Source organism: Glaciecola nitratireducens FR1064 (assembly GCF_000226565.1).
Classification (GTDB): domain Bacteria; phylum Pseudomonadota; class Gammaproteobacteria; order Enterobacterales; family Alteromonadaceae; genus Glaciecola; species Glaciecola nitratireducens.
In genome coordinates, this window is record NC_016041.1 from 1,050,734 (window position 1) to 1,074,252 (window position 23,519).

The 23,519-nt window shown below is 41.0% G+C and carries 22 protein-coding genes and 1 tRNA gene; 17 read left to right on the top strand and 6 right to left on the bottom strand.

Going from position 1 to position 23,519, the window contains the following annotated elements:
* Positions 1-333: 333 nt before the first annotated feature.
* The 6 genes from GNIT_RS04555 to GNIT_RS04585 all read left to right on the top strand — a co-directional run bounded on the left by GNIT_RS04555 (position 334) and on the right by GNIT_RS04585 (position 7,070).
* Positions 334-1,569, top strand: a complete 1,236-nt coding sequence (locus GNIT_RS04555; RefSeq protein ID WP_014107974.1) for a site-specific integrase — start codon at positions 334-336, stop codon at positions 1,567-1,569.
* A 116-nt stretch (positions 1,570-1,685) separates the two neighbouring features.
* Positions 1,686-2,213 (top strand): hypothetical protein, encoded by a 528-nt coding sequence (locus tag GNIT_RS04560; RefSeq protein WP_049786923.1) that lies wholly within the window; start codon positions 1,686-1,688, stop codon positions 2,211-2,213.
* Between the two features lie 111 nt (positions 2,214-2,324).
* Positions 2,325-3,230, top strand: coding sequence for a hypothetical protein (locus tag GNIT_RS04565; protein WP_014107976.1), 906 nt, complete (start codon positions 2,325-2,327; stop codon positions 3,228-3,230).
* Positions 3,231-3,316: 86 nt separating this feature from the next.
* Positions 3,317-3,559: a MerR family transcriptional regulator gene (locus tag GNIT_RS04570; protein ID WP_014107977.1), complete on the top strand. Its 243-nt coding sequence runs from the start codon at positions 3,317-3,319 to the stop codon at positions 3,557-3,559.
* Between the two features lie 260 nt (positions 3,560-3,819).
* Entirely contained in the window at positions 3,820-5,562 is a 1,743-nt protein-coding gene (locus GNIT_RS04580; RefSeq protein ID WP_083822412.1) for a replication endonuclease, read from the top strand.
* Positions 5,563-6,440: 878 nt separating this feature from the next.
* A complete protein-coding gene (locus GNIT_RS04585) occupies positions 6,441-7,070 on the top strand; it encodes a hypothetical protein (protein ID WP_014107979.1) in 630 nt (209 codons plus the stop codon).
* A 519-nt stretch (positions 7,071-7,589) separates the two neighbouring features.
* Here GNIT_RS04585 and GNIT_RS04590 read toward each other — a convergent pair.
* Positions 7,590-8,138: a hypothetical protein gene (locus GNIT_RS04590; protein WP_041246301.1), complete on the bottom strand. Its 549-nt coding sequence runs from the start codon at positions 8,136-8,138 to the stop codon at positions 7,590-7,592.
* Between the two features lie 359 nt (positions 8,139-8,497).
* Positions 8,498-8,574, bottom strand: a tRNA-Ile gene (locus tag GNIT_RS04595).
* A gap of 303 nt (positions 8,575-8,877) precedes the next feature.
* On the opposite strand from GNIT_RS04595, the gene GNIT_RS04600 reads away from it, so the two are divergent.
* The 8 genes from GNIT_RS04600 (at position 8,878) to GNIT_RS04635 (ending at position 16,584) form a co-directional block, all read left to right on the top strand.
* Entirely contained in the window at positions 8,878-9,207 is a 330-nt protein-coding gene (locus GNIT_RS04600) for a hypothetical protein (protein WP_014107981.1), read from the top strand.
* Positions 9,208-9,227: 20 nt separating this feature from the next.
* Positions 9,228-9,644, top strand: coding sequence for a CidA/LrgA family protein (locus GNIT_RS04605; RefSeq protein WP_014107982.1), 417 nt, complete (start codon positions 9,228-9,230; stop codon positions 9,642-9,644).
* Positions 9,634-10,386 carry an LrgB family protein gene (locus tag GNIT_RS04610; protein WP_014107983.1) on the top strand — a complete coding sequence of 251 codons (753 nt, stop codon included), beginning with the start codon at positions 9,634-9,636 and terminating at the stop codon, positions 10,384-10,386. The genes GNIT_RS04605 and GNIT_RS04610 overlap by 11 nt, the downstream gene beginning before the upstream one ends.
* Positions 10,387-10,533: 147 nt before the next feature.
* A complete protein-coding gene (locus GNIT_RS04615; RefSeq protein WP_014107984.1) occupies positions 10,534-11,520 on the top strand; it encodes a response regulator in 987 nt (328 codons plus the stop codon).
* A gap of 3 nt (positions 11,521-11,523) precedes the next feature.
* A complete protein-coding gene (locus GNIT_RS04620; protein WP_014107985.1) occupies positions 11,524-12,012 on the top strand; it encodes a PAS domain-containing protein in 489 nt (162 codons plus the stop codon).
* Positions 12,013-12,128: 116 nt separating this feature from the next.
* Positions 12,129-13,835, top strand: a complete 1,707-nt coding sequence (locus tag GNIT_RS04625) for an Lcl C-terminal domain-containing protein (protein ID WP_014107986.1) — start codon at positions 12,129-12,131, stop codon at positions 13,833-13,835.
* Positions 13,832-14,377 (top strand): Lcl C-terminal domain-containing protein, encoded by a 546-nt coding sequence (locus tag GNIT_RS04630; protein WP_014107987.1) that lies wholly within the window; start codon positions 13,832-13,834, stop codon positions 14,375-14,377. Before GNIT_RS04625 ends, GNIT_RS04630 begins: the two co-directional genes overlap by 4 nt.
* Before the next feature lie 65 nt (positions 14,378-14,442).
* Positions 14,443-16,584: a response regulator gene (locus tag GNIT_RS04635; protein ID WP_014107988.1), complete on the top strand. Its 2,142-nt coding sequence runs from the start codon at positions 14,443-14,445 to the stop codon at positions 16,582-16,584.
* A gap of 1 nt (position 16,585) precedes the next feature.
* Here GNIT_RS04635 and hemW read toward each other — a convergent pair whose 3' ends face one another.
* Genes hemW through srmB form a run of 3 tightly spaced genes read right to left on the bottom strand, consistent with a single transcriptional unit; the run spans position 16,586 to position 19,737 of the window.
* Positions 16,586-17,818, bottom strand: a complete 1,233-nt coding sequence (gene hemW / locus GNIT_RS04640; RefSeq protein ID WP_014107989.1) for a radical SAM family heme chaperone HemW — start codon at positions 17,816-17,818, stop codon at positions 16,586-16,588.
* Positions 17,819-17,859: 41 nt separating this feature from the next.
* Complete coding sequence (locus GNIT_RS04645) at positions 17,860-18,465, bottom strand: XTP/dITP diphosphatase (RefSeq protein ID WP_014107990.1); 606 nt, start codon at positions 18,463-18,465, stop codon at positions 17,860-17,862.
* Positions 18,466-19,737 carry an ATP-dependent RNA helicase SrmB gene (gene srmB / locus GNIT_RS04650; RefSeq protein ID WP_014107991.1) on the bottom strand — a complete coding sequence of 424 codons (1,272 nt, stop codon included), beginning with the start codon at positions 19,735-19,737 and terminating at the stop codon, positions 18,466-18,468.
* Between the two features lie 201 nt (positions 19,738-19,938).
* Here srmB and GNIT_RS04655 point away from each other — a divergent pair, with 201 nt between their 5' ends.
* The 3 genes from GNIT_RS04655 to GNIT_RS04665 all read left to right on the top strand — a co-directional run bounded on the left by GNIT_RS04655 (position 19,939) and on the right by GNIT_RS04665 (position 22,610).
* The gene (locus GNIT_RS04655; RefSeq protein ID WP_041246302.1) at positions 19,939-20,850 is read left to right on the top strand and encodes an ExeA family protein; all 912 of its coding nucleotides are present in this window, start codon (positions 19,939-19,941) and stop codon (positions 20,848-20,850) included.
* A complete protein-coding gene (locus GNIT_RS04660) occupies positions 20,843-22,027 on the top strand; it encodes a general secretion pathway protein GspB (RefSeq protein WP_014107993.1) in 1,185 nt (394 codons plus the stop codon). The genes GNIT_RS04655 and GNIT_RS04660 overlap by 8 nt, the downstream gene beginning before the upstream one ends.
* Positions 22,028-22,175: 148 nt before the next feature.
* Positions 22,176-22,610: a DUF1499 domain-containing protein gene (locus tag GNIT_RS04665; RefSeq protein ID WP_238526941.1), complete on the top strand. Its 435-nt coding sequence runs from the start codon at positions 22,176-22,178 to the stop codon at positions 22,608-22,610.
* Here GNIT_RS04665 and GNIT_RS04670 read toward each other — a convergent pair.
* Positions 22,597-23,406 (bottom strand): hypothetical protein, encoded by an 810-nt coding sequence (locus tag GNIT_RS04670; protein WP_014107995.1) that lies wholly within the window; start codon positions 23,404-23,406, stop codon positions 22,597-22,599. The genes GNIT_RS04665 and GNIT_RS04670 overlap by 14 nt on opposite strands.
* Positions 23,407-23,519: the final 113 nt, after the last annotated feature.

A 23,519-nucleotide genomic window follows, 5' to 3' on the forward strand; every position in this document is an offset into this window, starting at 1 on the left:
AGAGTGACTGAGCACCAAAAAGCAGGAGAGAATTTTTTCAGACAAAATGGAATGGACCTAAATCCATAAATCGGCGGGTCTGAGTTGAGATAACTTGATGATATTTATGAATAAATGGTGGCCCAACCCTGACTTGAACAGGGGACCTGCCGATTATGAGTTGTTTTTATCGTTGTTTTTCAATGAATCACTATGAACTTCAATGTACGTTACATGGTGAATAAATCCCAACTAATACAACGTGTTAAATTTTAAAGTTTGTTCTTCAGCGTTCATTCATGTTTCTCAATGCATACTACTTTTGCTATAAATTTGCTATAAAAAGTAGGGGCTATGTCAAAGCGCGAAAAAATATCAAACACATCAATCAAAAACCTTATACCTTCAGATAAGCGGCTCAATGATTCTGAAATAGCAGGTTTTCATGCACTTATTTCTCCCAAGGGCAAAATCAGTTATTACTTTTACTATCGCATTGATGGTAAGCAAGCAAATATTAAGTTAGGCACTCATGGTCAAATTACAGCAACACAAGCTCGTGATCTTGCAAAGACAAAAGCAGGGGATGTTGCAAAAGGTGTTGATGTTCAGGTTGAAAAAAAATTAGCCAAGCAAGCTTATTTGAATAAGAAGAATTCAGAATTAGAGACGTTCTTAGACAATAAATATTTGCCTTGGCTCAAAACTAGAAATGCAAAGACAGCAGATAAAACAGTTAAGGCCATAAAAACAGGCTTTCCAGATTTATTAAGTCATGAGCTTTCGAGTATTAATCCTTGGATTATCGAAAAGTGGCGCTCTAAGAAGCGTGAAATAGGTTTGAAACCTTCTACTATCAATAGTTATGTAAACTCGCTTAAAGGCGCTTTTAGCAGGGCTGTAGAGTGGGGGATAATTGACAGTCATGAACTAAACAAAGTGAAATCATTGAAGGTTGATAATGCCCTTGTTCGTTACCTGACTAAAGCTCAAGAGAACAGTCTTCGTTTAGCTATGAGCACGAGAGACCAAAAAGCAAAAGAGCAAAGGCAAAGCGGCAACAAATTCAGGGAAGATAGAGATTATCCGCTACTACCTACTTATAATAGAAATGAGTATATCGACTACTTAGAACCTTTAGTTATTCTTGCGATGAATACTGGAATGCGTAAGGGTGAAATATTTAATTTGAAATGGTCATCAGTTGACTTGGTAAATAGTAGACTAACGGTTGCTGCCGAAAATGCGAAGTCAGGCAAGTCCAGAATAATTCCTTTAAACACTGAAGCAAAAAGTGCTTTATCGAAATGGGAGCGCTTTAATGCTCCAAACATATTTGTTTTTGAAGGAGAGGCGAGTAAACCTCTAAAGGATATAAAAAAGGCTTGGACTAATTTGTTGGTCGAAGCAAAAATTTCTGAATTTAGGTTTCATGATTTAAGGCATCACTTTGCAAGTAAGCTTGTTATGGCTGGTGTTGATCTGAATACCGTTAGGGAATTGTTAGGCCATCATAATTTAGATATGACGCTTCGTTATGCACATTTAGCACCTGAGCATACTGCAGCCGCTGTGAATCTTATTGGTTAGGAAAGTCACATGTTTTCATACCTCTGTAAATTTTTTAACTCCCAACGCATAGCAATAGATGATTAGTATAAACAAAATTTGTCAAATTAAGCCCATTTATGAAAAGGTATTTGTTCATGGTTTTTTTCGTAATGTACTCTCAAGCCTCATACGCTGAAGAGTCATGTCAGAAAGAAAAAGATAGTGTTGATTATTGGAATGATCTTTTAAAAAATAGGTCTACCGAACGAGCTAGAGATAGACACAGAGAGGCCAAAATGGAGTTTTTGGAATGTTTACGTGAAGAAAAAGAAAACAACAAAAAGAACAATATTGAAGCTCAGAATGTCTACTCAACTCAAAACAGCCTGATTCGCAGTAACAATTCAGTTAACTCAAAAAGTCGAAATAGAAACAAATCGTCTACCTATCCCCGCAGAGTCGTTCCAACTAAAAATATACGCGTACAAGAATTCGCTGCGTTCAAAGGTGCAAAGTTGAAGAGTTGGCGAGAGTTTTTTACTGAATCAGAGACTTGTCGAACAAATAGGGGTGATATGTCGCTGTTTGTTAAATGTGCGGAAGAGAGAAAAAGACATCTGGCAGCATTCAATTTAAGGTGGGACGACGATACTAAAAATTTAGAGCCGCTGCTAGAACCCTAATGTAAGCTATTTAAAGTTTCTGTCTTTTTATTTCACTGGAATCTTCTACTTATGACGGCTTGATTTTTTCGGCAGAATCACGCGAACACCACAGTATTTATTGAGTTTAGTATGCTAAAACCTAAAGATTTTTATAGATTGGATGAAGTTGAGGAGCATTTTAGTTTAACAAAATCTGAAATCCTTGACTTGGCAGAGAATAGGAAGCTTCAATTCTCGGTTCGTTGTGTCGATAAGAAAGGCATAGTTTTTTCTATTAAGGACAAAAGGCGTATTGGACTTTGTCATGCAACATACAATGGATGTTTAGCAATAGGAGCTGAAAATACACGAACTCTCTCGATTGAAGGCAAGGTGGAATTTTCGATTGGAGCAATTCTAGAAACGTCAAAACTAAATATTTATTCTTCTGAGTATCAATTGGGTAGTAAAATGCCGAATCGAATATTTGCCGAATGGAATCCGTCGCAGTCACTTAACGACACTATAACTTATGGATTTGTCTTTGAACCGTCTCTGCAAGATACTAAGCAAGGGGTTATCGACGTTATTGCAGCAAGTGTTGAGAGTTTTACAAGCAAGCAGCCGTTAATAACAGAAGAGGGAAATGTACTGTTAAGTATTATGGAAAAATCTAAAGATGTATTCTCTAAAACCGAAAAGTTTGAGTTACATCATTCACGAGTGGCTCACCAAGATCTCGTTAAACTTGGTCATACACACATTAGTTCGAGAGTTTTTAAAAATAAAAAGTCACCGTCGGAATTAGTTTCTATAAATCATCCACCTCATATCCTTATTAAAAACCTCATTCAGCTACAACCGTTAATGATCCCATCAGAATTATGGAAGTTTTTGCAAAATAACTGGGAATCACGTGACGATCTCGATCCTAACTCCATTCTGTGCGAAGTTACTAATGACTATATTCGTTGGATGGGCAAGAATGACCTTGAGAAAAAACTTTCCTATAAGAGCTTTAAAAATAGAGTTATAGAATTTAAAAAAATTAATTAGCTCTTAGTGTCCCAAAAAGTGTCCCAAAAATATTGGGACACTTAGCATGTTCTTCATTGTATTTCATTTTGCATTTGGAGATTTATATGCATTCTATTTCAGTCAAACGCGCTTTTTCAGAACAGGAAGCGTCCGAATATATTTCTATGAGTCGTTCTTTTTTGCGTCAGTCCCGCATGGATGGGCAAAGAACCAACAGAACCTCAGCTCCACCATTCATCAAAATCGGTCGTTCAATTCGATATATGAAAGACGACCTTGATAGCTGGTTAGATAGTTTTCAACGCCTTCAGCATTTGGGACAAATCCAAGGGGGCCATTTTGATTAAATTAAATAAAGTTACTTTAGATACGCTCGAATGGCTATCGTTAGGAAATCGAATAGAACAGTGCACTCATGCTGGTCGTAGCTGCGGAAATATAAGAGCTATTGGTGAGACAGTACCAGCCAAAATTAACGCTACTTTAAATAACCTTATCCAATATGGTTTAGTAGATGAGAGAGAATATTTTTGTTTTGGTATGCGTTGGTCAATTTTCCGACTAAATGCAAAAGGTCTAAGTTCTTACAACTGCGGGGAGGTTTGCAATGCGAAGATTCGTTGAAAACCCCATACATAGGGCTCTTAATCTTCAAGATGAACAATTTGGTTCCTTCTATTTAGAATTAGATAAGGATGATCGGCTTTATGTGCGAGAACTTATCTCGCATTTACCTAGAGCAATACAGTCATACCTTATTAGCGACTACAATGCGAAAAATACACGCTTTGAGGCGAATACTTGCATAAGAACCACGACTGAAGAAATTAACAAAATTATTCCAAAAGTATTGTTAAAACACTTTGACGCAGGCGAAGAAGATTTGCGCCTTCTTGCGAAAGACTGCGCGGAATCCTGTCACTATTTGCTTAGGCAAACAATTCACTATAAAGCGTTTACATTCGTTACGAAAAAAGAAACGGATGTAAGCGCAGCATTGCGCATTGATTCTTGTGAAAGCGAGTTTCTTTTTTCGGATTCATCCGTTAACGCTAGCACGCGCAGTGACACGATTGTATTAAGTTATGAAAAGTGCGCAAACTTTGTCAGGGGAAACGGTATTACGCCCCCTAAACCATCGAAGAAGCTTACTTTCGATGGGTGTCTAAAAAGAATGTTGGATGAAGTTTGGTGGTTACGTAAATTGAGATGCGTATTAAGACGCTCCACTGAACAAGTAATGATCTACCTTAATAAAGTTAATCGTGTCAAAGGTATTTACTGCAGTGATTGGACTGCAAAAAACAGAAGGTTTCAAAAGTCACATCAACTAGAGTCGCTCAAAAAGATACTAATGACAAACGAGTTAGGTGAGCAGTTTACACTCTATGATATCTATGAAAAAGGTGTGTCGAACCCAATTAATAGAAGAAACGAATTGATGACAAGAATGCATGGGTTCGAAGAACTTTCTAAAGAGCACGGTCATTTAGGAATCTTTGTTACGCTGACTTGCCCTTCTAAATACCATCGCGCCTACTCACGTTCTGGCGGTGAAAACCCGAAATGGAATGGGGCCACACCTCATGATAGTCAACAGTACCTATGCACAACATGGGCACGCATAAGGGCTGAGTTTAATCGAAAGAATATTAGATTGTATGGCTTACGAGTATCTGAACCTCAACATGACGGCACACCGCATTGGCATTTAATGATATTTGTTGAAGCCCATCAGTTGGAAAGTTGCAAAGTAATAATTGAGCAATATTCATTAGAGGAAGATGGCGATGAACCAGGAGCAAAAGAAAATCGTGTTAAGTTCGTTGATATTGACCCAAAAAAGGGCTCTGCTACTGGTTACGTCGCTAAATACGTTAGTAAAAATATAGATGGAGCGAATTTAGACGAAGGTATCTATGGCGAGAATCCTATAGAAGGTGCTGAGCGTGTCGAAGCTTGGGCTAGTTGTTGGGGTATTCGTCAGTTTCAACAACTAGGTGGGGTTTCTGTGACTGTTTGGCGAGAAATGCGGAGGCTTAAAAAGCTTTTCGATAAAGACGAAAAACTGCAACAAATCCATCAATCAGCAGATCAGGGCAAGTGGGGGATCTTTGTTACTTTGATGGGAGGAGTATTTTCAAAACGCAAAGACCAATTAGTAAGACCTTATTACGACTTTGAAGTAAACAAAGATACAGGTGCCATTAAAGCAAACTTGTTTGATGGTATTCCTATATTTAAACTAAAAGGAATTTTTTACAAAGGAAAAGAAATCATCACTCGCGTTCATCAATGGCGTATTGAGAAAATTGCTGCGCCTTTTAGCTCTTCACTTGGAGTTCTGTAAATAACTGTACCAGTAAAGTGCAATATTGAATAAAAAAGTTGTAGAAATTATCACCCAATAGACAGTAAGCTTCTGATAATATTCATGTATATAGAATTCTCGAAATTACTGCTGCCCGCTGTTACTATGGATTCTCCATAATAAGATATTAGGTTTTGTCGTTTAAGCTGGAATATTAAAGTTGAGTAAATGGATTGCAGTTGGAGGTTGTTTGTTTTTTAACTATTTCTATTGTTGATTTCTTTGCTTGTACGCACCTTTGCTTTCTCTTTTGCAGCAAACCTTAGTGTTTAGTGAGCCTGCCGACCCAAGAGTAATCGCTTGGACAATAAGTACTTCTATCGTGTCTCAAATGGCTTCTGTTCTTATTTATGTTATCCCGATTATATTGTGTTCAACCGCTTCAATTAAATACAAATTTGATGCAAGGTAGTACAAAATAACGCTAAAGGTTTTTGGGTTCATATTGTTACAAACTTCGATTATAAATTCGGTTATTAGTATCTATGTACTTTTTTTGAGGTTTCGCAAAAAACGCTGTGATATCCGCTTTAAGTGCTAGCTCACTCTTTCAAGAGTGACTTTCATCTGTTTTTAATGAGCTCTTTTCGGGTTCGCGAGCATTTGCTGTTTGGTCTTCGCTGGTCAACATCGTTTGCTGTATCAACGTTAAACGAGTATATTTTTACTAAAATGGATAACGTAAGGAGACATGGATTGTTTAGTCAAAACCGAGTTAAATCATTCAAATCTAACAAACGCATCAGTTCACTCCCTTCGGTCGCTGTGACAATTTTACGTGCGGATTTCACTTCGTTCAAAAGCTGCACCCGCAAACTTGCCCTCTATGCGGGGTGTTATACAACGAGAGTGAACTCATGATTCGTCTGCTAAAATGGATTTCAAGGGCATGGCCTGTTCTCGGTATCCTACCCTTATTTCTGGTGCATTATTTATTTTTGGTTTTACCATGTATTGATTCTATCTTTGGGGTAAACATTATTTGCATAGCAAATAATGAAATCAACAAAGTGTTTGCACTTATTCTACAAGTATTGGGTGGCTTTCTTGTCCTTCACTCAATTGACTCTAACATTGGATTATTTAGAAATAAGAATCTAAAAAGTTTAACTCTAGCTTGGTTTAAATCATTTCCATTTATTAAAAGAAAACCATTAGTAATTAGGCCAATAACAGCAGAGTGCAGATCAGAAGTTCACCCAATAAAAATCAAGTTGGGGAGAAAAGCCGATACACTAGAAGAAAAAATAGAGGCACTTGAAGAGAAACTCAATTGGCTCAAGGAAGATTTTCAAGATGATATTAAACACTTAAAAAAGCAAATACAAAATATGTATGAGGAAAGTAGTAAAAAGTACGGTGCCTTATCTAACAAAACTTTTGACATAAGTACCAAATTAGAAAAAGTCTCCGTCGGTGGTATAAAATTTCAGGTGTTTGGTGTTAGTTTATTGATTTATGGTTCAATTGTTAGCTACATTGCATAACAAGCTGTTCAGGCGGGACAAATTGTAGTCGGCTGGATTCGCTTCACATTTTAGGCGACTACAATTTTCCCCTTAACAGGGCATTAGTGAACGTCAGCTATCGAGAAAAGTAGTTTTATTATCAATTTAAAATAACCTTGAATTAACTCAATATATTTTTAAAACTAACACCATCTTTTCATTCTAACAATACCAAATACAAGAAAACCGCAACGGCAGGAAACTGCCCAAAGCGCCAATTCAGATGAATGTTGGCGAAGGTCCGCTTTTTGCACAAAGCTCGCATACGAATTTGAGTGGCGTACGTCCCTTTTTGCCATATTGAAAACCGAGTTATTAAGTCAGAAACGGGCACGGACTGTGTAAAAACTCAGCATATGACAACTAAACCCTGTCGTAGGGTATACTCAACCTGCTAAATGAGTTAATCACCAATTATTATCGTTAGTACTGAATTCTAGTTTGGTAGCAGTAGGGTGAGTTGATTTCGATAAAAGCGTTAACATCACTAGTCTGTTTTTAGCCTTCTTTGAAATTACCGTTGAGGCGTGAAAATATAACCCGTAGTTCTTCGAGTGAATCATTAGTTGCAGCATTTAAGGAATGACGACCACCAAAGAAGACACTGCTAGATTCGCTGAATGTAGAAGCTACAACGGCCAACGAATTGGTCTCATATAGGGTCGTCCTTATGACTGCCTCGGACAAAGTAGCTCGGTTTATACCGGAACCGTTCGCCTTTACGTCGATTAGTAAAAAACCATCAGCCCCAAACTCAGATGATATGCGGTTTAGCGTGTTAACGGTGTCAGTTTTATAAGCATCTAATAGATCTAATTCAATAAGTTTAGCGATAGCTCTTTCAGGGGTAATAAAACGAATAGCGCTTTGTGTAGCTAATTCATGAACATATTGATCTGTTACATAGGTATTGTTCTCGTCGACAAGTGGCGCAATAACAACGACTGACCACATCCGTTTTGCGTAGCTATCATTGAATTTGACAGATGTGCAAGAGGCTAATAAACATACTGTAAAAATAACTACAAGGTGCTTCGCTAATTTCATAAATACTCGATTAATTTAATACAATATTTTTATAAATGAATGATATGCAATACAGCGAGGGAAGTAAATCATTGTGTTAATTAAATATATAACCATATTGAATCGCCATTAGTTTACTTGGAAATATGTCCTAGAAATGACTCATCTGGAAGTAGGGTATATTCACAAAATTTTTAATGGCGTGTGTGGGTTATTGTCGTGTAGGCGGGTATCAGTTTCGGTCTAACTCTTAATTTATCATCGTCTGACTAGGTGTTGGTAGAGACATAGGATGCCGCATCGCCGTGCTACAAATACGCTATAAAATTTATGATTTTTGTTTTTTGTAAGTAACCGCTAGCTTGGTAAGCTTTTAGAAATGGTGGCCCAACCCTGACTTGAACAGGGGACCTGCCGATTATGAGTCGGATGCTCTAACCAACTGAGCTATTGGGCCACACTTTGGAAGCTTACGAACGGTTGTGTGTTTCTTATAACGAAAACCTATAAAACAATATGAGGCGTTGCATAAGTTGACTGCTTGGAACTAAGAGTCCCGAGCTCCATCCGAAAAGCGGCGTGAAGTATAAATTCTTTTTATGGTGTTGTCATCAAACAGGTAAAAGTTTTTTAAAAAAAGCCGATATATATCATAAATGACTGTTATATGTACTATCTTCAACATCTGCGCGTGCATAAACGGACTTGTTTTGTTATATTTCCACGAGAAATGCCTATTTAAATTTGCTAGGAGCTGTAAATGGCAGAAAAACCCTATTTAATTAGTGGTCGAAACACGATCATACATAAATTAAGAAAGCAGGATTTGCTTGTCATTAATGGCAGACGCGATCCTGTGCTACTTGTTATGTATAACGACATAGAAGTTTATGAAGGGAAAATTCCTGAAAATAAGCTGGAAGCTAAACGTATGGACATGGTGAGGGTTGATATTTCTTCTTCTGATAATTTTAGTGATTATCGCCCAATGTTATTTATTCAAACCTTGAATAACAAAGAATACAAAATCGACTATAGTAAAGCGGGTACGGATTACTTTATTACAATCCACCAAGACAGTACCTTTTAGCATTAAGTAGATACGCCAATATGATGAAAAACTCAGTGCGCGGAATATTTGGATTCGCCGTGATTTTTTGTATCTACTTAGTCTCTTTGTTTTCTTTTCACTATTTTACCATTCCATTACCCCCAGCACTTATCGGCATCTTCATCCTTTTGATTTCGCTGTTAATGCTGGGCAGAGTGCCTGCCGCTATCACTCAGTCTGCGCGCCCATTGCTTGCACACATGGGCTTGTTTTTGCTGCCAGCTCTTATTTCAGTATTGTTATACGGCGACTTGTTTGCAAAATACTACGCTGCGCTCATTGTTGCTATTTTACTGAGCACACTGCTCAGCCTTGGTATTACTTTGTGGTTGAGTCAGCGCATACTATCCGGCGTAAGTAAGTCTGTGGCGGTGAAGACGCCGATGGCAAGTGAAGACCAAGAAAATGATAATTAACACTGACCCTATTATATTTGCGTTGCAGAGGATTGCTGCTCAGTTTTCGCCTCTATGGACGCAAGATTTTGTTTTTATGTTTGCGTGTATATTTGTCACTTTGGGCATTTATTTATTCAGTCGAAAAATACATTTTTGGTTGAATCAAACGCCATTACTGCATCCTTTAACCGTCAGCACCTTGATTATTGGACTTGGTTTATATTCCACGCAAATTGATGTAGTTGAGTTCAAACACGGTATAACGCTGTTTGAATTATTATTGGGGCCGGCAACTGTTGCGTTAGCTGTCCCGCTATATAATCAGTTACCTGTTCTCAGACAACTGGGCTTAAAAGTGTTGGCGCCTATTATCATTGGCGGAAGCATTGCGCCCTCGCTTGCGTGGCTGTCGGTTTATTTTTTAGATACGCCTCTGCAACTACAAATGACAATGCTAGTCAAATCAATTACCACGCCACTAGCAATGGGAACTGCGGATCTTATTGGAGGAACTCCTGAACTGGCTGCGGTTATTGTAATACTTACCGGTATAGTTGGTGCAACCTTTGGACCATGGCTAATTATGCTCACAAAGACAGATTCAGAATATGCCCAAGGTCTTGCACTAGGTTCGGTTGCTCATGTTGTTGGCACATCGAAGGCGTTGAGCATCAGTGAAACGTGTGGCGCTTTTGCCACCTTAGGATTGTGTTTAAATGGAATATTCACTGCCGTGTTGTTGCCTATATTGTTTGCTTGAGTGCTAATTAGCTCCTCCTGCAGTTGTTAGTCATAGTGAACGAAACTCTAAAGAATTTTGTCATTGCGCCGTTACTAATACATGGTGGTATGCAAAAGCCACTTAACGGTATACGTCTTTTAACTTTCATCTTTGTTAGGTTAATACATGATTTCAGTCCTAATATGTGACGACTCTCTTGTAGCGCGAAAGCAGGTTGCTAAGTGTTTACCTCAGGACTGGGATGTTGCTGTGCACTTTGCCAAACATGGCGAAGAGGCGCTTGTTGCTTTAGCTGAAGGGAAGGGACAAGTTTTATTGCTTGACCTAAACATGCCGGTTATGGACGGTTATCAAACCTTAAAAGGGATTAAAGATCAGCAGCTTTTAACCAAAACAATTGTGGTATCCGGAGACATTCAGCCAGAAGCGAAAGAAAGAGTAATGGCCTTAGGCGCTATCGATTTCATTCAAAAACCTGTCAGCTCAAGCGATCTTGCCGCTGTGCTGCGCAAACATAACATATTGGCTTTGGCTGAAGAGGCACCATCTGAAGGTTTGGATGATGCCTTACGCGATTGTTACCAAGAGGTCACTAATGTGGCGATGGGTCAGGCTGGTGACCACCTTGCGAGAATAATGAACGTTTTCGTTAAGCTGCCCATTCCTAACGTTAACTTAATTGAAGTGTCGGAATTGCATATGATGCTTTCTGATATCGAAATGCATGAGCAAACATCTGGTGTTTGCCAAGGGTTTCTTGGCGATGGCATCAGTGGGGAAGCGCTTTGCATATTAAGTGACTCTAGTTTCGGTGATGTTGCAAAAATTCTGGACATTAAGGAAGCTGTTGACGACGAATTACAGCTCGAAATGTTGATGGATGTTGCCAGTATTCTTATCGGCTCGTGCTTGTCTGGTTTTGCAAAACAGCTGGATATGCAGTTTAGACAAGGCCAACCTGTTGTTTTGGGTCAACATCAAAGCGTCGAAGACCTAATTAAAATGAATAAAAACAATTGGCGAAAAACCCTCGCGATTGAATTGAGCTATGGCTTAGAAGGCTACAATGTGCAGTGTGACTTAGTCTTGTTGTTCACCGAAGACTCACTAGAAACCTTAAATTCGAAATTGGCCCATTTGCTCGAGGATTAAACAATGAGTACCACTAGCGCACTTGACGAAATACTAGAATTTCATTGGATGATGGACATGTTGCAAACAGTTGATGTGGGCATTGTTGTTCTTAATAGTGATTTTGAAATTAAAGTGTGGAATGGTTTCATGGAAGCGCACAGTGGAAAGTTGCCAAGCGACGTAAGGGACAAAACCTTATTTTCGCTGTTTCCAGATATTTCAGAAACTTGGTTCAGACGCAAAGCGAAAGCCGTGTTTGAACTTCGTACTCGCGCGTTTATGACGTGGGAACAACGTCCTTATTTATTCAAGTTTAGAAATTTTCGTCCAATTACGGGCACTGAACCTTTCATGTATCAGAACATTTCAATATCTGCGTTAGTATCAGCAACCGGGCAAGTTGACCATGTCTGCATGATGATTTATGACATGACCGACGCTGCATCTGCAAAAAAGCAGCTCCTCGCCTTGCAAGTAGAACATAGTGAAATGAAGCAAGCAGCGAAGTAAAAATTTGCGTTTCACCATATTGTCGGATTGGTCTGATCCTTGCAAAACCCTATCTATTATTTCCAAGCTGAGCGTTAGATGACGTTTGAGGCTACCATTATTTCTGGCATACAGTGATGAATCAATTTTCAACGTTTTTACTTATCCTTTCAGCTATCTTCGCCCTTACAGCTTGTGGTGGCGGCGACGCTGAGAGACCTACAACTCCGAAGGTCCTGGTCAATGCAGGACAAAATATTGAGACCAACGAGCAGATAACGGTTTCAGTTGACGGCATAGCAACCAGCACCGCTGGTGGAATTAGTTACACATGGACATCAACGCCCGCATTAACATTCACGCTCACTGATCCAACCGCGGCGATTGCAGAAGCAACCTTTACTGCACCTATTGTGACCCAAGTGACAGAATATATACTCACACTGACTGCAACTGACAGCAATGGCACAACCGGAGTAGACAGTATTACGATGCGCGTCAACCCCGTAAATGTGGCCCCTGTAGCAGCAATACTTGCACCTCGTATTGAGCTTTACGATATCGATACTTATCCAATTCTAACTAGCATAACGCTCGATGGAACAGGCAGTACTGACGCCGACCCGCAAAGCGCAAACGCACCAATCGCTGCCTATAATTGGCAACAAGTTGCCGGCCCCGATGTGCTAGCAGGACGTATTTTAACGACATCTACCCTAAACTTTACTACACCGGTGCTTCAGCAGTCCGCAGATATTACTATTCGACTGCAGGTGACTGATCAAGAAGGAGCAACAGCAAGCATAGACAAAACGTTGAGCCTACTCAGTGAGTCTGAAACTATTCCGGAATTATCTATTGGGCCTATGCAAACCGTTTTTTCAGGTGAACTATTGTCACTTGGTGGAGAAGTCTCTAGCGTGGCAAGCGGTGCTGAACCATTTTCAGTGCTGTGGACATCTGATTCGCCACTAGTTCCGGTGATTGGTGATGCAATCGCGCTCAACACATTCAGTATTGCGCCTTTGGTATCCGAACAGACAGAAATCGTTTATCAACTGGCGATTATGGATAACTATGGAAATCGACGAAGTAAAACGCAAACCATGTTGGTTCAGCCACAAACACTCACTAGGCTCAATGATACTGGTGTGAGCTTAAATGCAAACAACAATGCTAATCTCGCTGCGTATCAGGGAGAGTTCGCAGGTCAGGACGCTCATAATGGATATGATCGTATGGCAACCAGTGGTTTTTCAGATAAAGCAGGAAGAGGGGAGCTGGGATTCGATTTTACCCGATTAAATCAGAATGGTGATGAACTGGACCAAGACACAGCCGACTGGCGCTGCGTACGTGATAATATTACAGGATTAATTTGGGAGAATAAGACGGGTATTCCTGGTGATTTACACGATGCCGAGCAGCTATTTACCTGGTACGCATTTGGCGACAACGGAGGATTCGAAGGTGATCCAAATGCAGGCAGTACTGCTTGTAATCTTTCTTCAGAAGAATGCAACACTCAGGCGTATGTAGATACCGTTAACGCACAGGGTTTGTGCGGCTTCTTCGATTGGCGTTTACCATCTCACAATGAGCTTTTGTCGCTGGTTCATTTTGGCAAACTGCAGCCGCCACTGATTGAAAGTGAGTACTTTCCCGATATGGGAACAACGGATCCGAATACTTTTTTGTGGTATTGGACTTTTGTGCCTAACGTCGATGGCGTGAGCGAGCGCGGAGCGCAGAACGCGTGGGCAATTGACTTCAACTCTGGGGTCGATAATTTCATTAATAAATCTACGCAGGCGCGTGTCAAACTAGTGAGAGCCGGACGATGATTAAGAATCGCTTTATTAAAAACGTGTTGTGCTTTTTTTGCGTCTGTTTTTTCAGCGTCGCTAATGCCGAGCAATTCTGCTTAGGTACCGCGCCTGTTAGCGCACCGGAAGAAAACTTTCTCAAACTCGACAATGGACAATTATTGCATTTGCGTACTAATCTCGTGTGGATGCGCTGTGCTATCGGGCAAACTTGGAATGGCGAGACCTGCACAGGCGAAGCCGAACCCTATACATGGAAACAGGCTTTAGAATTAAGCGTAGGTTACGAATTCAATGCCTCTACTAATTGGCGTTTACCGAATATTAAAGAATTGAGTTCGATCACAGAGCGTTCATGCACGAGACCGTCAGTTGATGTTGACTTATTTCCGGCAACACCGCCGGATGACTTCTGGACTTCAACGCCATCAATGAATGACCCAGAGCGTGCTTGGGTGGTAGCATTTTTTAATAGTAGCAATTCGATTAAAGAGAAAAACCGTACCGTTTTTGTTAGGCTTGTGCGAACAGCGCTGCCTTTTGAACGTGAGCCCGATTAATTTAATTGATAAAAAAACGTTGATGTGGCACCGTTTATGAACTTCGCAAAAGGAAACGAATTTTTGTGTCTATAAAGTTTCGATACATATCCGCACTGCTTCTTGTCGCAATTATCGTATCTGCGTCTGCAATATCAATGCGCTATGTTTTTAAGGCACAGGAAAACGACGCTTTTGTTATTAATGTTGCTGGTCAGCAGCGAATGCTTTCCCAGCGCATCGCATTGTTTGTGCAACGCGTATCGGTTTGCGATGACTCGACAGTAGAATACACTGATCGTTTATTTGAAATCGTTAATAAATTTGAAACGAATCATCAATTTCTGACGGCTCTACCGTCTTTACCCGCTAAACTAACTTCGATGTATTTTGGGCCCGAAAACGTTGATAAGGAGACCAAAGATTACATCAGAAGTGCGCGAGCTTACGCTGCGAGTGCTGAGTGCGCGATAATCCCTGATACTTTCAATACTGAGCAAACAGAATTGCTGCTTGGTCTTTTAAATGAGGTTGTTCAACAGTTTGAAAATGATGCGAAAAGTAGAGTTGCATATGTTGAAGAGCTAGAGATGGGTTTATGGGTTGTAACGCTACTTATATTGCTGTTAGAGGCTTTTCTCATTTTTAGGCCAATGGAAAAACAAATCGCGTCGAATATAAAGCGTCTTGATAAAGCGATAATTAAAGCCAAAAACGCAGAAAAAAAGGCGATGGAGGCCAGTAAAGCAAAATCAGAGTTTTTAGCAAGCATGAGTCATGAACTCAGAACCCCAATGAACGGTTTGTTTGGCATGATCGAACTTGCTATCGACAACCCAAGCAAAAGTAACAATTACCTCAAAAAAGCCAAAAATGCAGGCCGACAATTACTCATGCTAATTAATGACGTCTTAGATTTGTCAAAAATTGAGGCTGGCAAGCTCAGGATAGAAAATATCTCGTTTGACTTGTATCAGTGTATTGATGATGTCGTTTCACTTCAGGCTATCTACTGTCGAAAAAAGGGACTCGAATTTTTTTATCACAAAGATACCGACCTCCCCGATACAATTATCGGGGACCCATCTCGCATTAGCCAAGTTCTGCACAACCTGTTGAGCAACGCTATCAAGTTTACAAAAACAGGGCAGGTGGCTCTGCACGTTAGTGTCATTATAAAGAATAAAAAGCATCACCTTACTTATGTTGTAAAAGATACAGGCGTTGGTATTAGTAAAGAAAATCAATTGAGTGTTTTTAATAAATTTGAACAAGCTGACCAAACCACAACGCGTCTTTATGGCGGCACCGGACTCGGACTCAGTATTTCTGCGAAGTTAACCGAGTTGATGGAAGGCTCCCTGAGCGTTGAGTCAACGTTAGGTGAGGGTAGTACCTTCACTTTTAGCATTCCTATTCGCATTGATAAACGGGCGCTGCCGGTTCAGTCTGACGTAATGCTTAATTGTGCAATTGTTGACGACCTGCAAACGAGTCGTGAATATTTTGAACACTTAATTAAACTCCAAGGGCTTAAAGCAAGCACCTATCAATCAGCGTCTGAATTTTTAAACGATAAACCAGATAGTTACGATTTGGTGATACTCGACCTTTCGATGCCAAATATAGATGGCGTGGGTGCGATCGAAGGAATGCTGAGTGCTAACTTAAAGCATATGCCATACATCCTTTTAGCGTCTGCGGTGTTAGAGCATCTTGAGTGTTCTGATGAGGTAAGAAATGCTATTTGGCGAATGCATGCAAAACCAGTAGACCGACGCGCAATAGAAAGAGATCTCGTTGAGCTTCAAACGCTGGTTCAACAAAATTCACTTGAGTATGACACAAAGCAAAATTCTGGTAAGCATATACTTGTAGTAGAAGATAATGAGATCAATGCAGAGGTCGTTAAATCTATGCTTGAGCACGAGAAGTATGAGGTTTCTTTAGCATTCGATGGCCAAAAAGCCATAGACGCCTGCCTGATCCAAGACTTTGATCTAATCCTTATGGATTTACAAATGCCGGTATTGGATGGTTTAGCGGCAACGCAAAAGCTGCGCAATGACTACAATTTAAAAACGCCCATAGTAGCGCTGACAGCAAATGCGTTTGCTGAAGATAGGGCGGAGTGCCTCGCAGCAGGGATGAACGACTTTATCGCTAAGCCGATAGACAAGATTAAGCTTCTGTCGACAGTTGAGCGCTTAATTGCAATGTCAAAATGATCTATACAAATAGGTCCAACAAGCTATTCAAATAACGTTTGCCGGTGTCGGTAAGCTGCCATTCTTCAGTATTGCTGGTGATGAGCTTCATTGACTCGGCTTTTTTGAGGTGTTGCAATTCAATGCTGCTTAATTCGCGGCCAGTATTTTTGGTAAATTCAGCCTTAGGGCAAGCCTCCATAATACGAAAACGATTCATGAAAAATTCAAATGCAAGATCGTCACTTTCAACCGGTATCACTTTATCCATGTAAGAGCGCGTGAGGTCCATATAGCCTTTTGGATGCTTCACTTTAACGGTTCGCAAAATTTCGTATTCAGGTACTATATTTGTATTAGCCGCTGCATCTTGTTCGGCCCTCTTTGGCATCTGCTTGGCCATACGCGTGATTTTGCCGTGTGCACCGCAACCAATGCCAAGGTAGTCGCCAAAGCGCCAGTAGTTTAAATTGTGTTGGCACTGCTGGCCTTTTTTTGCATAGGCTGATATTTCATATTGTTCATAGCCCGCAGCGCTTAGGATTTGATGACCACGCTCCTGAATTTCCCAAAGTATATCATCGTCGGGAAGCGTGGGTGGCTTTGAGTAAAATGAGGTGTTTGGCTCAATAGTGAGTTGGTACCACGACAAATGAGGTGGTGCCAAGGCAATGGCTTTATGCAAATCTTGCATAGCGTCTTCAACACTTTGATTTGGCAAGCCATGCATTAAATCTAAGTTGAAACTGCGTAACGGCAAGCGTTTCGCTAGTTCAATGGCTGATGTTGCTTGCGTTGAATCGTGAATTCGACCGAGAGCCTTCAAATGCTGCTCATCAAAGCTTTGTACGCCCACTGAAATACGGTTAATACCTGCTTTTTCGAAACCGATAAATTTATCGGCTTCAACGGTACCCGGATTGGCTTCCATGGTAATTTCAGCGCTAGGTGACAAAGGGATCCTCGCTGCAATGCCGTCAATTAATCTCTGCATTCCCGCAACGGAGAGTAAGCTCGGTGTACCACCGCCAATGAAAATGGTAGACACTTCACGCATCTCGCCATCAATGGTCACCAGCGGGAGATCTTGCGTTAAGTCATCTAGCAGGTGGCTAATATATTCAGATTCGGGCAAGCCGCCCTTTAAGTTGTGCGAGTTAAAATCACAGTAGGGGCATTTTTGTACGCACCAAGGAATATGCACATACAAACTGAGGGGAGGCAAACTTGCTACGCTGTCATCAGTCGCGGGCATTGTATATATGGATGTGTTTAAGGTAGTTGACGAAATAGAGCTCAACTTTTCAATACTTCCTGCATGCGCTGTATTAACTGCACAAGGGCTTTGCCGCGATGGCTAACTTTGTTTTTGGTGTGCTTGTCTAGTTCAGCAGCACTGCATTTTTGCTCTGGTAACCAAAAAATAGGATCATAGCCAAATCCACCGTTGCCGTTGCGTGAGGTGCTAATTTCGCCGTGCCATTCACCCTGACAGATAATCGGAGTCGGGTCGAGTTCGTGTTGCATAAATACAAGAACACATAGAAAACGCGCTTTGCGATTGTCGGTTTCATTTGCTAAAGCGCCTAACAATTTGTCGATGTTATCGCTATCGTTAGCACTTTCACCAGCGTAGCGAGAAGAGTATATGCCCGGTGCACCGCCAAGTGCATCTACCGCCAGACCGCTATCGTCGGCAATCGCAGGTAGCCCAGTCACTTTTGCTGCGTGACGAGCCTTAATAATTGCATTTTCAACGAACGTAGTGCCAGTTTCAGGCACTTCTTCTACATTGAACTCCGACTGCGGTGATACCTTAATTGAAAAACCATCAAAAAGGGTTGAGAACTCTGCAACTTTTCCTTTGTTACCAGTGGCTAAGACTATTTGCTTTATGCTCATTTAGGCCTCTTTTGATTTAGGTGATGAGGGTCTAGTCGTCTTCTTTTTAAACTTGGTCTTCGCCTTAGATTTAGCTTTTGCTTTCTTTGCTTTACCTGTTAATTTTACTTTTTTCTTTCTCACCACAAGCGGTGGTTTATTTTTTGGACGTAAACCATCAATGACGCGAGCTTTAAATGGCTCTTTGGTGTAACGCTCTACTTTTCCCACTTTTTCAAAGTCATGCGCTTCAACAATCGATATTGCTGTGCCTTTTGCGCCCGCTCGGCCCGTTCGGCCTATGCGATGCACATAAATATCTGAACCACGAGGCATGTCATAGTTAATAACATGACTAATATCCTGAACATCAATGCCTCTCGCCGCCACATCGGTAGCGATCAGAATTTTCACTTCACCGGCTTTAAAGCTCGCGAGTGCGGCGTTGCGCTTATCTTGCGGCATTTCGCCTTGCAAATAAGTTACGCTAAATTTTTGGCTAGCCAAAAAATCTTTTAGGTTATGCAAGCGTTCTCGCGTTTTTACAAAAACGATGCAAGACTCAATGGTATTGAGTAAATGATGCACTAATATGGCATTTTTGTGCTGTAAGTCGTCAGCTAAGTGATACCACTGAATAATTTTGTTCTTTTCTTTTCTTGATGAGTCTGCAGAAAGTGTAACGGGATCTTTTAAAAGTTCCTCAGCGAAATTTCGTACGCCTTTCCCTTCCAGCGTTGCAGAAAACAACATGCTTTGTTTACGCCACCTAGCTTCCCCTGCAATTTGATGGACAATGGATGAAAAGCCCATGTCTAACATGCGGTCTGCTTCATCTAATATGAGTGATTCAATGTCACGGCAGTCAAAGCTTTCTTGTTCAATATGCTCAAACAATCGACCCGGTGTTGCCACTAGAATGTCGACCTTTGCGTTTAGCGTTTCACGATCGGTACCGTAGTTAATGCCACCAGTGATGACACCACAGGTCAAATGCGTAAATTTAGTGATAGCGACGGCTTGTTCATATACTTGATTTGCTAGTTCTCTGGTAGGAACCAATACAAGCGCTCTCGTTGAACTGTCGTCTTTTCGCGGATAATCAAGTAAATATTGGCAAACAGGCAACAAGAATGCCGCAGTTTTGCCGGTGCCCGTTGGAGCATCAGCGAGTATATCTTTACCTTCCATTGCATGAGGAATGACCAAAGACTGAATACTGGTTGGGCGTTCATAGCCCATTTCGGCGACGGCTCTGCAGAGCTCGTCATCTAAATCTAATTGTGCAAACATGTATGACTTAGTTTCGTTTGTGTTTGGGCGCATTCTACCTCAAATCGACGATAACGAGTATGCTTGTTTTAATGCAAAACGGTATTTTCTTACAATACGTAAAATACACTGTAGGTGTTAGCATTCTCGCTCCTTAAGCATTGACTTAAATAGCGATACTCGATAGTTTATCAACACAATAATTATGACAGCGCAGATAACGTGTATTTAAGCTATTTTGGGTTATCGGACAACCCATTTTCAATTGCCCCTAACCCCGATTACCTCTTCATGAGCCCGCGACACCGCGAAGCACTGGCTCACCTAACGTTTGGTTTAAAGGAGTCGGGCGGTTTTGTAATGTTAACGGGTGAAGTAGGAACGGGAAAAACCACAGTATCGCGCAAACTGTTGCAAGATTTATCGGATGACACACAAACGGCAGTTATTTTAAATCCCACCTTGTCTGCCATAGAGTTATTAGCAACCGTTTGCGACGAGCTAGGCATTCGTTATGAAACGAACACTCATTCACTAAAAGTATTCACAGATAAAATTTTAAATAAGCTCGCCGACAATCACGCTAACGGCATCAATACCGTGCTGATTATTGATGAAGCTCAGCATCTAATGCCAGAAGTATTGGAACAACTGCGTTTGTTAACGAATTTAGAAACAACCCGAGAAAAGCTCTTAAAAGTTGTACTGATTGGTCAACCCGAGTTACAGCAGCTGTTGCGTCGCATTGAGCTTAGGCAATTAGCGCAGCGCGTGACTGCGCGCTATCATTTGTTGCCGTTGACAAAAGCAGAGGTTGCCTTGTACGTTGCTCACCGTCTTCAGGTCGCAAATGGCAACCCAAGCATATTTACACCAACATCGTTAAGCAGCTTATTTCAAATCAGTGGCGGCATTCCTAGAGTGATCAATTTGCTTTGCGACCGGGCCATGACTCTTGCTTATACTTTACAAAAACCTCTTATTACTCATCAACTAGTTACTGCAGCGAGTTATCAAGTACTTGGCGAAGATATTGTACAGCAGCGTCAAAAAGAGCTGTGGCAGCGTATTTTTGTAGGCAGTTTTGTTGCGTCCATTGTTGTTGGCTTGCTGGTGGGAGGACTGTATGCATAAGGTGATTAATGTAAAAGACTTACAGCCCGGTATGTTAGTTAGCAAAGTGATTAGTCAGCATGGTCCGGTTAAAATCCGCAAAATTGGCATGATCCGCAGCCCTGAAATGATCAAAGGCTTGACCGAAATGGGCGTGACTGAAGTTGAAGTTGATTTAAGCCAAAGTTTCGGTTTACAAGACGCCGATGAAGCTGAGATCTCAATTGAACCTTTAGAAAAAGAGGCAAAATTAACGCCGACTCAACAGCTTTTACAAAATGAAAGACAGTCTGCAAGGACCAGCAATGATACAAGTAAACAATACAATCGCTCCCTGTTTATGCCTTCTATGGATAGTTTGCCCTCGTCATGGGACTTATATGGTAAAAATATTGCGCTTTTGCTGCTGTTGGTTATTGGCGGTGTTTGTGTTGGTTGGAATATCGCTTCCATTCCTAAATGGTTGTCATTGTCTAAAAGCAAAGACTACGTGGTCATAGATTATCAGCCTGCCTATTCTGCTAGAAAGCGAGAGGAGCTGACTGTTGGCGAGAATAGTAGCAAGAATACCGATGGTCCCAACAATCTTGCTTCAACCGAGCAAGAGAAAAACGCAAAAGGAAGCACTGAAAAAGTGAGCCCAGGCAAAGAAACTTCCAAACAGAATCCTCAAGCTGTAGACAGCGCGAACAACTTTACATCTGAACAAGCAAATCAGCCGTCAAAGGAAGAAGTGGAGCCGCTTGTGTTAGGTTATCAACCCAAAGATGAAGCCCAGCAAGAGGCACTCGATCGTGTTGTTGAAAGTCAGAGTGAAACCATCTCAAATGAAGCTGAGGAAACGCAAACCGACGCGCGTATTTCGGCGGCGTTATTAAACAAAATTAATAAAGCGATTGCTGATTTAGACAATGACACAAACCTCGACTCCGGCAATCAACAAGCGACAAACTACGATGATTTACCAAGAATTGACCAGTTGTCCATTGCTATTCAAACCCAACTTCCAAGCATGGCGTTCAGCGCGCATATGTACTCTTCAGATAGGGACGGTCGCTGGGTTCGAGTTAATGGTAGAAGATTGGTTGAGGGCGACTTTATTGCCGAAGGGCTGCAGTTGGTTAACATAGAGCCTCAAAAGGTTATCTTATCTTTTAAAGACGAAATTTTTACGATGAATGCATTGTCTGATTGGTAGGGAAACTAGATTCATGTTGCCGACCTTAGGAATTGGCGTGAGTTTATTCTAACTCCAAATTTGTACTTGATAAGAATATGACAGAAAGTCTTTTTTAGGGTGCACCGGCACCGCAAAGTGTAAAAGGATAAGATAAATGAGTAAGAAAATGCTAGTCCCATTATTCAGTTTTATTTTCTTGGCAGGATGTGCGGGCAGCGGGCCCAAATTAGGCGTCACTGATGGACAATTAACACCTTGTCCAATTACGCCGAACTGTGTCAACAGTCAAGCCACTGGTAAACTAGACTCTGTAGAGCCTCTTTATTTTACCGGCACACAAAAAGACGCGAAGGAACGCCTTATTAAAGTACTGAAAGAGATGGAGCGAACCGAAGTTACAGTAGATCAGGAAGATTATATTCGAGCCGAGTCCACCTCAGCAATCTTTGGATTTGTCGATGATGTTGAGTTTTATTTCCCATCAGAAGAGACTGGAAAAATAGTCATTCAGACCCGTTCAGCTTCTCGTCTTGGACTTTCAGACCTTGGCGTTAATAGAAGACGAATAGAAGAAATTCGTGATAAATTTAACGCAAACTAGTATTACTATATGTATCACAGCGTTTGCGCCAGCCTGCTAGCCAATTTTGTTCAATGTGCTTTTGCGGTGAGTTTTTTACACGCCGAGTTAGCATTGCATCGCACGCTTGGGTAAACGCCAAGTGCTGGTTTTGACTATCTAGCTGCATGTTGAGTAGTACCTGCAGCAAGCCCCAACCTTGGTTGTTGTATTTTTCGGTTTCAGCAATACCTTCTCCCTTAAAGTTAACGTAATCAATCAAGGAGTACATGCCTAATTCGGTGGCGGCGAGTGCTTTAAATCGTGAAGAAACGAGGCTTTGAGTTTCCGCATTATCGACTTCAGCTAACATCAGAGGTAAAGAACGGCGCATCCGTTGATGGATAAAAGCAACCTGATGTTTAAACGTAGAGCCTAGTAAACTTCTTAGTTCTTGCATTTGCAGACTATCTTTTGCATCAGTAAACTCTTGCTTAGTTTTCCAGGGGCAATATTGCGTTTGCTGCAACCAATTAGGAATCGGGACGTTTTGTGCTTGTAAATATTGCAGCAAGCTTGGAAACGTTTCGGTAAATGGGCTAATCATATCTTTTGGAAACCAAATAAAGTGGCCTAAGCCCAAACTCGAAAATGCTTCGCCATTATTCCAAGCGATTAAATGTTCAGGGTTGCTGCCGGTTTCATTTTGATAAATCTTTTCACCTATGGATTGCAGTTGCGCTGCGTTTAGGCCTGGGATGTCGTCATTAGCAAGTGCTATCGGCAGGTTTATGCAAGACAAGACCAGAATGAAAATTAGATAATTGATGCGGTTCATTATTCTACGGTGTGTTTGTGGATTTACAGTATTTGACTTTAACTTTGTGTGTGACATGTAGCAAGGCGTTTACTCTAAAAAAAACCAAGGGTTATAGCCTTAAACGCCTGCTT

Bases quoted from the DNA above. Each gene is read 5' to 3' on its own strand.
- GNIT_RS04565 (WP_014107976.1), top strand. From the start codon at position 2,325: ATGCTAAAACCTAAAGATTTTTATAGATTGGATGAAGTTGAGGAGCAT.
- GNIT_RS04600 (WP_014107981.1), top strand. From the start codon at position 8,878: ATGGCAGAAAAACCCTATTTAATTAGTGGTCGAAACACGATCATACAT.
- GNIT_RS04585 (WP_014107979.1), top strand. From the start codon at position 6,441: ATGATTCGTCTGCTAAAATGGATTTCAAGGGCATGGCCTGTTCTCGGT.
- srmB (WP_014107991.1), bottom strand. From the start codon at position 19,737: ATGTTTGCACAATTAGATTTAGATGACGAGCTCTGCAGAGCCGTCGCC.
- GNIT_RS04630 (WP_014107987.1), top strand. From the start codon at position 13,832: ATGATTAAGAATCGCTTTATTAAAAACGTGTTGTGCTTTTTTTGCGTC.
- GNIT_RS04670 (WP_014107995.1), bottom strand. From the start codon at position 23,406: ATGAACCGCATCAATTATCTAATTTTCATTCTGGTCTTGTCTTGCATA.
- GNIT_RS04555 (WP_014107974.1), top strand. From the start codon at position 334: ATGTCAAAGCGCGAAAAAATATCAAACACATCAATCAAAAACCTTATA.
- GNIT_RS04620 (WP_014107985.1), top strand. From the start codon at position 11,524: ATGAGTACCACTAGCGCACTTGACGAAATACTAGAATTTCATTGGATG.
- GNIT_RS04605 (WP_014107982.1), top strand. From the start codon at position 9,228: ATGATGAAAAACTCAGTGCGCGGAATATTTGGATTCGCCGTGATTTTT.
- GNIT_RS04560 (WP_049786923.1), top strand. From the start codon at position 1,686: ATGGTTTTTTTCGTAATGTACTCTCAAGCCTCATACGCTGAAGAGTCA.
- GNIT_RS04660 (WP_014107993.1), top strand. From the start codon at position 20,843: ATGCATAAGGTGATTAATGTAAAAGACTTACAGCCCGGTATGTTAGTT.
- GNIT_RS04570 (WP_014107977.1), top strand. From the start codon at position 3,317: ATGCATTCTATTTCAGTCAAACGCGCTTTTTCAGAACAGGAAGCGTCC.
- GNIT_RS04610 (WP_014107983.1), top strand. From the start codon at position 9,634: ATGATAATTAACACTGACCCTATTATATTTGCGTTGCAGAGGATTGCT.
- GNIT_RS04645 (WP_014107990.1), bottom strand. From the start codon at position 18,465: ATGAGCATAAAGCAAATAGTCTTAGCCACTGGTAACAAAGGAAAAGTT.
- GNIT_RS04665 (WP_238526941.1), top strand. From the start codon at position 22,176: ATGCTAGTCCCATTATTCAGTTTTATTTTCTTGGCAGGATGTGCGGGC.
- GNIT_RS04590 (WP_041246301.1), bottom strand. From the start codon at position 8,138: ATGAAATTAGCGAAGCACCTTGTAGTTATTTTTACAGTATGTTTATTA.
- GNIT_RS04625 (WP_014107986.1), top strand. From the start codon at position 12,129: ATGAATCAATTTTCAACGTTTTTACTTATCCTTTCAGCTATCTTCGCC.
- hemW (WP_014107989.1), bottom strand. From the start codon at position 17,818: ATGCCCGCGACTGATGACAGCGTAGCAAGTTTGCCTCCCCTCAGTTTG.
- GNIT_RS04615 (WP_014107984.1), top strand. From the start codon at position 10,534: ATGATTTCAGTCCTAATATGTGACGACTCTCTTGTAGCGCGAAAGCAG.
- GNIT_RS04580 (WP_083822412.1), top strand. From the start codon at position 3,820: ATGCGAAGATTCGTTGAAAACCCCATACATAGGGCTCTTAATCTTCAA.